This window comes from Rhizobacter sp. P2_H3 (genome assembly GCF_056403355.1).
In genome coordinates this window covers 1-7245 of record NZ_JBFUFQ010000266.1, presented here as the reverse complement: position 1 = coordinate 7245, position 7245 = coordinate 1, and the positions used below count along the sequence as shown (strand labels likewise).

Here is a 7245-nt window from a genome sequence, read left to right as displayed (position 1 = left end):
GGCCGGACATGGTCCGCCGCACCATCGACCATTCGTTCGTGCAACGCCTGGTCGACGAGGGCCAGATCAGCGAGGAAGAGGCCAACACGCACCCGCAGTCGAACCTGCTGACCGGCTGCCTCGGCACCTACCAGGATCCGCCGCTGACCTTGCACCACATCGACCAGCTGCAGGTCGGCGACTCGGTGCTCGCCTGCAGCGACGGGCTGTGGCACTACTTCAGCCCGAAGGAACTCGGCGCGATCGTGCACACGCTGCCGCCGCGCGAGGCGAGCGAGATGCTGGTGACGAAGGCACGCCAGCGGGCGCGGGGGACGGGGGACAACCTGTCGCTGGCGCTGATCCGGATCGACGCGCTAGGCTAGATAGAGCCCCCCCAGTCGCTTCGCCCCTCCCCCCAGGGGGCACCACCCGGCGGCCCGGCGAAGCCGGTTCCGCGGGCGTTGCTTGATCGGCATTCAGGGCGCCGAAGCGGCGGGGAGCGGCAATCCCGGCTTGCGGGTCGCCGCCTTCTTGCGGTTGCGTTCTTCGATCTCGGCCTTGTGGGCCTGCGCCTCGCGCTGGCGAGCCTCGAATCGCTCGCGCGCCTGCTGCTCGTCGGCACTGCGATCGACCGGTGCCGGCCGCGATGCGGCGGCTGACGGCGGCAGCAGCGGCTTCGATGCGCGCGCCTTCGGTTCGCGCGGCGGCCGCGGCTCCGGCGCCGGCTTGTTGATCTCGTCCCAGGCCTTGGCATCGCGCCGCCGGCGGTGCTCGGCGCTGCGCTGCTGGCGCTCCACCTCGTCGAGCGCGATCTCCTGCTGGTGCAGGTTGTCCAGCGACTGGCGCCGGTCGGCACGCGCCTGGTCGATGCACGAGGTCACGACGAAACGGCGCTTGCACTCGGCCTCGCGCTGCGCATACTGCGCCTCGGCCACCTGGCGCTGCTTCGCGATGCGCTCGCGCTCGGCCTGGCTGGACGGCGCGTCCTTCGTCTGCGCCTGCACCAGCGCGGCGACCAGCAAGGCAGCGGTGACGAACAGCCTTTTCATGTCAACCGAGTATCCACGTCGCGGCGCTCCAGCGACAGGAATTCCTTCGACTGCATCTCGTTGAGCCGCGACACCGTGCGCGGGAACTCGTGCGCCAGCGGGCCGTCCTTGTAGAGCTCTTCCGGTGGCACCGCGGCCGACATGATCAGCTTCACGCGGCGGTCGTACAGCACGTCGACCAGCCAGGTGAAGCGCCGCGCCTCCGAGGCGAGCCGCGGCGGCATCTGCGGCACATCCGACAGCAGCACGGTATGGAACTGCGTCGCAAGCTCCAGGTAGTCGTTCTGCGAACGCGGCCCGCCGCACAGCGTCTTGAAGTCGAACCACACCACGCCGCCGGCCTTGCGCCGCGCGTGCAGCTCGCGGTGCTCGATGTGCAGCACCGGCGGCTCGTCCTTGGCCTCGGCCAGCCGCGTGAAGGCCTCGGCCATCGCCGCATCGGCCTCGGGCCCGAGCGGCGTGTGGTACAGCGTCACCTGCTCCAGCGTGCGGCGCCGGTAGTCGGTGCCGTTGTCGACGCTGATCACCTCGAGCTTCTGCTTCAGCAGTTCGATGGCCGGCAGGATGCGGTCGCGGTGCAGGCCGTTCGGGTACAGGTCGTCCGGCTTGAAGTTCGAGGTCGTGACGATGCTGACGCGGTGCGAGAACAGGCTGTCGAGCAGCCGGTGCAGGATCATCGCGTCGGTCACGTCGGCGACGTGGAACTCGTCGAAGCAGATCAGCCGGTGGCGCCGCGAGATGCGCGCGCCCAGTTCCTCGAGCGGGTTGACGATGCCCTTCAGCTCGGCCAGCTCGCGGTGCACCTCGCGCATGAACTCATGGAAGTGCAGCCGCGTCTTGCGCTGCAGCGGCACGGCGTTGAAGAAGCAATCCATCAGGAAGCTCTTGCCGCGCCCCACCCCGCCGTGCATGTAGACGCCGCGCGGCAGCGGCGGCCGCACCAGCAGCTTCGCGATCGCATTGCTGCGCCGCGCCTTGTAGGCCTCCCACTCGTCCTGGCAGCGCTGCAGCGCAGCGACCGCGGCGAGTTGCGCCGGGTCGCTTTGGTAGCCGCGCTCCGCGAGCGTCTGCCGGTACAACTCTGTGACGGAGACCATCGAGCGCGGTGGCTTCCGTTCAGAAGTTCAGCGTGCGCTTGTCGACGGCCAGGGCCGCTTCCTTCGTGGCTTCGCTCAGCGACGGGTGCGCATGGCAGATGCGCGCGATGTCCTCGGCCGAGGCCTTGAACTCCATCGCGACCACCGCCTCGGAGATCAGCTCCGACGCCATCGGCCCGACGATGTGCACGCCCAGGATCTCGTCGGTCTTCGCGTCGGCGAGGAACTTGACCATGCCCGTCGTGTCGCCCAGCGCGCGCGCCCGCCCGTTCGCGAGGAACGGGAAGGTGCCGGCCTTGTAGGCCCGGCCCGCGGCCTTCAGCTGCTGCTCGGTCTGGCCGACCCACGCGATCTCCGGCGAGGTGTAGATCACCCACGGGATCGTGTTGAAGTTGACGTGCCCGTGCTGGCCGGCAATGCGCTCGGCCACCGCGACGCCCTCTTCCTCGGCCTTGTGCGCGAGCATCGGGCCGCGCACCACGTCGCCGATCGCCCAGACGTTCGGCAGGTTGGTCTTGCAGTCGTCGTCGACCACCACCGCGCCGCGCTCGTCGAGCTTCAAACCGACCGCTTCCGGGTTCAGGCCGATCGTGTTGGCAACGCGGCCGATCGAGACGATCAGCTTCTCGACCTCGAGCGTCTGCGCTTCGCCCTTGGCGTTGGCGTACGCGACGGTGACACCCTTCTTGCCGGTCTTGACTTCGCTGATCTTCACGCCCAGCTCGACCTTCAGGCCCTGCTTGTTGAAGGCCTTCTGCGCCTCCTTGGCGATCTGCTCGTCGACCGCGCCGAGGAAGGTCGGCAGCGCCTCCAGCACCACCACCTCGGCCCCCAGGCGGCGCCACACCGAGCCCATCTCCAGGCCGATCACGCCGGCGCCGATCAGCCCCAGCTTCTTCGGCACCGCGGGGATGCGCAGCGCACCGTCGTTGCTGAGGATGTTCTCCTCGTCGAACGGCGCACCGGGCAGCGCGCGCGGGTTGGAGCCGGTCGCGACGATCACGTGCTTGGCGACGATCGATTCTTCGGCCGCGCCCGCCACCTTGATCTCGTAGCCGCCTTCAGCGGCCTTCACGAACGAGCCGCGGCCGTGGAAGAACGACACCTTGTTCTTCTTGAAGAGGTACAGGATGCCGTCGTTGTTCTGCTTCACGACCGCGTTCTTGCGGCCCAGCATCTTGCTGACATCGATGCTCAGGTCCTTCAGGCCGATGCCGTGGTCGGCAAAGGCATGGCCGGCATGCTCGAAATGCTCGCTCGACTGCAGCAGCGCCTTCGACGGAATGCAGCCGACGTTGGTGCAGGTGCCGCCCGGGGCCGGGCCGCCCTTCTCGTTCTTCCACTCGTCGATGCAGGCGGTGTTGAAGCCCAGCTGCGCCGCGCGGATCGCGGCGATGTAGCCGCCGGGGCCGCCGCCGATGACGACCACGTCAAATGATTTGCTCATCGTCGGTTCCGGTTAGATGTCGAACAGCAGGCGGGCCGGATCTTCCAGCGCATCCTTCATCGCGACCAGGCCCAGCAYGGCTTCGCGGCCGTCGATGATGCGGTGGTCGTACGACATCGCGAGGTAGTTCATCGGGCGGATCACGATCTGCCCGTTCTCGACCACCGCGCGGTCCTTCGTCGCGTGCACGCCGAGGATGGCCGACTGCGGCGGGTTGATGATCGGCGTCGACAGCATCGAGCCGAAGGTGCCGCCGTTGCTGATCGAGAACGTGCCGCCGGTCAGCTCCTCGAGCGACAGCTTGCCGTCCTTGGCCTTCTGGCCGAAGCCGGCGATGGTCTTCTCGATGTCGGCAAAGCTCAGCTGGTCGGCATTGCGGATGATCGGCACCACCAGGCCGCGCGGCGAACCGACCGCGATGCCGATGTCGAAGTAGCCGTGGTAGACGATGTCGTTGCCGTCGACGCTGGCGTTGATCACCGGGTACTTCTTCAGCGCGGCGACCGCGGCCTTCACGAAGAAGCTCATGAAGCCCAGCTTCACGCCGTGCTCCTTCTCGAACTTCTCCTGGAACTTCTTGCGCATCTCCATCACCGGCGCCATGTTCACTTCGTTGAACGTGGTCAGGATGGCGTTGGTGGCCTGCGACTGCAGCAGGCGCTCGGCAACGCGGGCGCGCAGGCGGCTCATCGGCACGCGCTGTTCCGGACGATCGCCCAGGTTCTGCTGGATCGGCGCGGCGACGGCCGGCAGCGGCTTCGCCACCGACGGTGCGACCGGTGCAGCCACCGGTGCGGCGACAGCCGGCTTCGCGCCGCCGGCGATCGCGCCCAGCACGTCGCCCTTGGTCACGCGGCCGTCCTTGCCGGTGCCGGTGACGGCGCTGGTCGACAGGTTGTTGTCGGCCAGCAGCTTGGCGGCCGCGGGCATCGCGACATCGCTCTTGCTGGCGCTGCTCGGCGCAGCGGCAGCCGCCGCCGGGGCCGCGGTCGGTGCGGGCACGGCCTTGATTTCCAGCGGGCTCACCTGCGCAGCGGCTTCGGTGTCGATCCGGGCGATCACTTCATCGCTGGTGCAGCTCTCGCCGTCGTTCTTGACGATCTGCGCGATCACGCCGGCGGCCGGCGCCGGCACTTCCAGCACGACCTTGTCGGTCTCGATCTCGATCAGGATCTCGTCGATCGCCACGGCCTCGCCGGGCTTCTTCTTCCATTGCAGCAGCGTGGCTTCGGCCACCGATTCGGACAGCTGCGGGACTTTGACTTCTACGATTGCCATGAGGTTCTTTCTTGGTGTTCAGCACGGTCGCAGCCCGGCCGGCCATCGGGCCGGCGGGCTGCGCCACGACTTGCTTATTTGGTGAGGATGAAGCCCTTGAGCTTGGCGAAGGCCTGGTCGAGCAGCGCCTTCTGCTGCTCCTGGTGCAGGTGCGCGTAGCCCACTGCCGGCGAGGCCGACGCGGGGCGACCCGCATAGCCCAGCCGCTGGCCGTCGACCATGTTCTCGTGGATGTAGTGCTGCACGAAGAACCAGGCGCCCTGGTTCTGCGGCTCATCCTGGCACCAGACGATCTCGGTCGCGTTCGGGTACTTCTTCACCTCGGCCGCGAAGGCCTTGTGCGGGAACGGATAGAGCTGCTCGACGCGGATGATCGCCACGTCGGTGCCCTTCTTCTCGGCACGGGCCTTCACCAGGTCGTAGTAGACCTTGCCGGAGCAGGCGACGATGCGCTTGACCTTGTCGGTCGCGATCTCGTCGTTCGCTTCGGGGATCACCGTCTTGAACTCGCCCTTCGTGAACTCGACGAGCGGGGACGTGGCGTCCTTGTTCCGCAGCAGCGACTTCGGCGTCATGATGATCAGCGGCTTGCGGAACATGCGCACCATCTGGCGGCGCAGCACATGGAAGATCTGGCTGGCCGAGGTCGGCTGCACGATCTGCATGTTGTTGTCCGCGGCCAGCTGCATGAAGCGCTCCAGGCGCGCCGACGAGTGCTCCGGGCCCTGGCCTTCATAGCCGTGCGGCAGCATCAGCGTCAGGCCGTTCGCACGGCCCCACTTCACTTCACCGGATGCGATGAACTGGTCGATCACCACCTGCGCGCCGTTGACGAAGTCGCCGAACTGCGCTTCCCAGATCGTCAGCGTGTTCGGGTCGGCGCTCGCGTAGCCGTACTCGAAGCCGAGCACCGCTTCTTCGGAGAGCAGCGAGTCGATCACGACGAACGGGGCCTGGTTGTCGGCCACGTGCTGCAGCGGCGTCCAGGTGCCTTCGTCCCACTTCTCGCGGTTCTGGTCATGCAGCACCGCGTGGCGGTGCGTGAACGTGCCGCGGCCGCTGTCCTCGCCGGACAGGCGGATCGGGTAGCCGCTCGCGACCAGCGACGCGAAGGCGAGGTGCTCGCCCATGCCCCAGTCCATGTTGATGTCGCCGCGGCCCATCGCGGCGCGGTCGGCCAGCACCTTCTCGACCAGCGGGTGCGGCTTGAAGTTCGCCGGCACCGTCGTGATGCGCTCGGCCAGGCGCTTCACCTCGGCCAGAGGCAGCGCGGTGTCGGCCGAATCGGTCCACTTCTTGTTCAGGTACGGCGACCAGTCGACCGCGTACTTGCTCTTGTAGTTAGTCAGCACCGGGTCGATGGTGTGCTTGCCGGCATCCATCGCGGCGCGGAACTCCTTGACCATCGCGTCCGGGCCGTCGGCCGGCAGCACGCCCTGCGCCACCAGCTTGTCGCCGTACAGCTTGCGGGTGCCCGGGTGCTGGGCGATCTTCTTGTACATCAGCGGCTGCGTGAGCGCCGGCGTGTCCTGCTCGTTGTGGCCGAGCTTGCGGAAGCAGACGATGTCGACCACCACGTCCTTGTTGAACTCCTGGCGGTAGTCGAGCGCGAGCTGCGTGCACAGCACGACCGCCTCGGGGTCGTCGCCGTTCACGTGCAGCACCGGGGCCTCGATCATCTTGACCACGTCGGTGCAGTACAGCGTCGAGCGGGTGTCGCGCGGGTCGCTGGTCGTGAAGCCGATCTGGTTGTTGATGACGATGTGGACGGTGCCGCCGGTGTAGTAGCCGCGCGTCTGCGCGAGCGCCAGCGTCTCCATCACGACGCCCTGGCCGGCGAAGGCCGCGTCGCCGTGCACCAGCACCGGCAGCACGGTGTCGCCTTCCTTGTCGCCGCGGCGGTCCAGGCGGGCCTTGACCGAGCCTTCGACGACCGGGTTGACGATCTCCAGGTGCGACGGGTTGAACGACAGGCTCAGGTGGACCGGGCCGCCGTCGGTGGTGACGTCGCTCGAGAAGCCCTGGTGGTACTTCACGTCGCCCGAGGGCAGGTTCTCGGGCGCGGTGTGGTCGAACTCGGCGAACAGGTCCTTGGGCATCTTGCCCAGCGTGTTGACCAGCACGTTCAGGCGGCCGCGGTGGGCCATGCCGATCACGATCTCCTGCACGCCCTTCTCGCCGGCGCGCTGCACCAGCTCGTCCATCGATGCGATGAAGCTTTCGCCGCCTTCGAGCGAGAAGCGCTTCTGGCCGACGAACTTGGTGTGCAGGTAGCGCTCGAGGCCTTCGGACGCGGTCAGGCGGTTCAGGATCTGCTTCTTCTGCTCGGCCGTGAAATTGGGCTTGGAGCGGATCGACTCGAGCCGCTGCTGCCACCAGCGCTTCTCGGGCT

General features: G+C 67.7%; 6 protein-coding genes. 1 reads left to right on the top strand and 5 read right to left on the bottom strand.

Annotation, left to right across the window (positions count from 1 at the left end; genetic code table 11):
- On the top strand, positions 1-365 hold a 365-nt coding region (locus AC1D1T_RS28215; protein ID WP_477992929.1), incomplete at its 5' end, for a PP2C family protein-serine/threonine phosphatase.
- 93 nt (positions 366-458) lie between these two features.
- Here AC1D1T_RS28215 and AC1D1T_RS28210 read toward each other — a convergent pair.
- The 5 genes from AC1D1T_RS28210 to AC1D1T_RS28190 all read right to left on the bottom strand — a co-directional run.
- The gene (locus tag AC1D1T_RS28210) at positions 459-1031 is read right to left on the bottom strand and encodes a hypothetical protein (protein WP_477992928.1); all 573 of its coding nucleotides are present in this window, start codon (positions 1029-1031) and stop codon (positions 459-461) included.
- A complete protein-coding gene (gene zapE, locus AC1D1T_RS28205; RefSeq protein ID WP_477992927.1) occupies positions 1028-2128 on the bottom strand; it encodes a cell division protein ZapE in 1101 nt (366 codons plus the stop codon). Before zapE ends, AC1D1T_RS28210 begins: the two co-directional genes overlap by 4 nt.
- A 19-nt stretch (positions 2129-2147) precedes the next feature.
- Complete coding sequence (gene lpdA / locus AC1D1T_RS28200) at positions 2148-3575, bottom strand: dihydrolipoyl dehydrogenase (protein ID WP_047502490.1); 1428 nt, start codon at positions 3573-3575, stop codon at positions 2148-2150.
- Positions 3576-3587: 12 nt separating this feature from the next.
- Complete coding sequence (gene odhB, locus AC1D1T_RS28195) at positions 3588-4853, bottom strand: 2-oxoglutarate dehydrogenase complex dihydrolipoyllysine-residue succinyltransferase (protein ID WP_477992926.1); 1266 nt, start codon at positions 4851-4853, stop codon at positions 3588-3590.
- Between the two features lie 74 nt (positions 4854-4927).
- Positions 4928-7245 (bottom strand): 2-oxoglutarate dehydrogenase E1 component (locus AC1D1T_RS28190; protein WP_477992925.1); only part of this gene is annotated, 2318 nt, incomplete at its 5' end.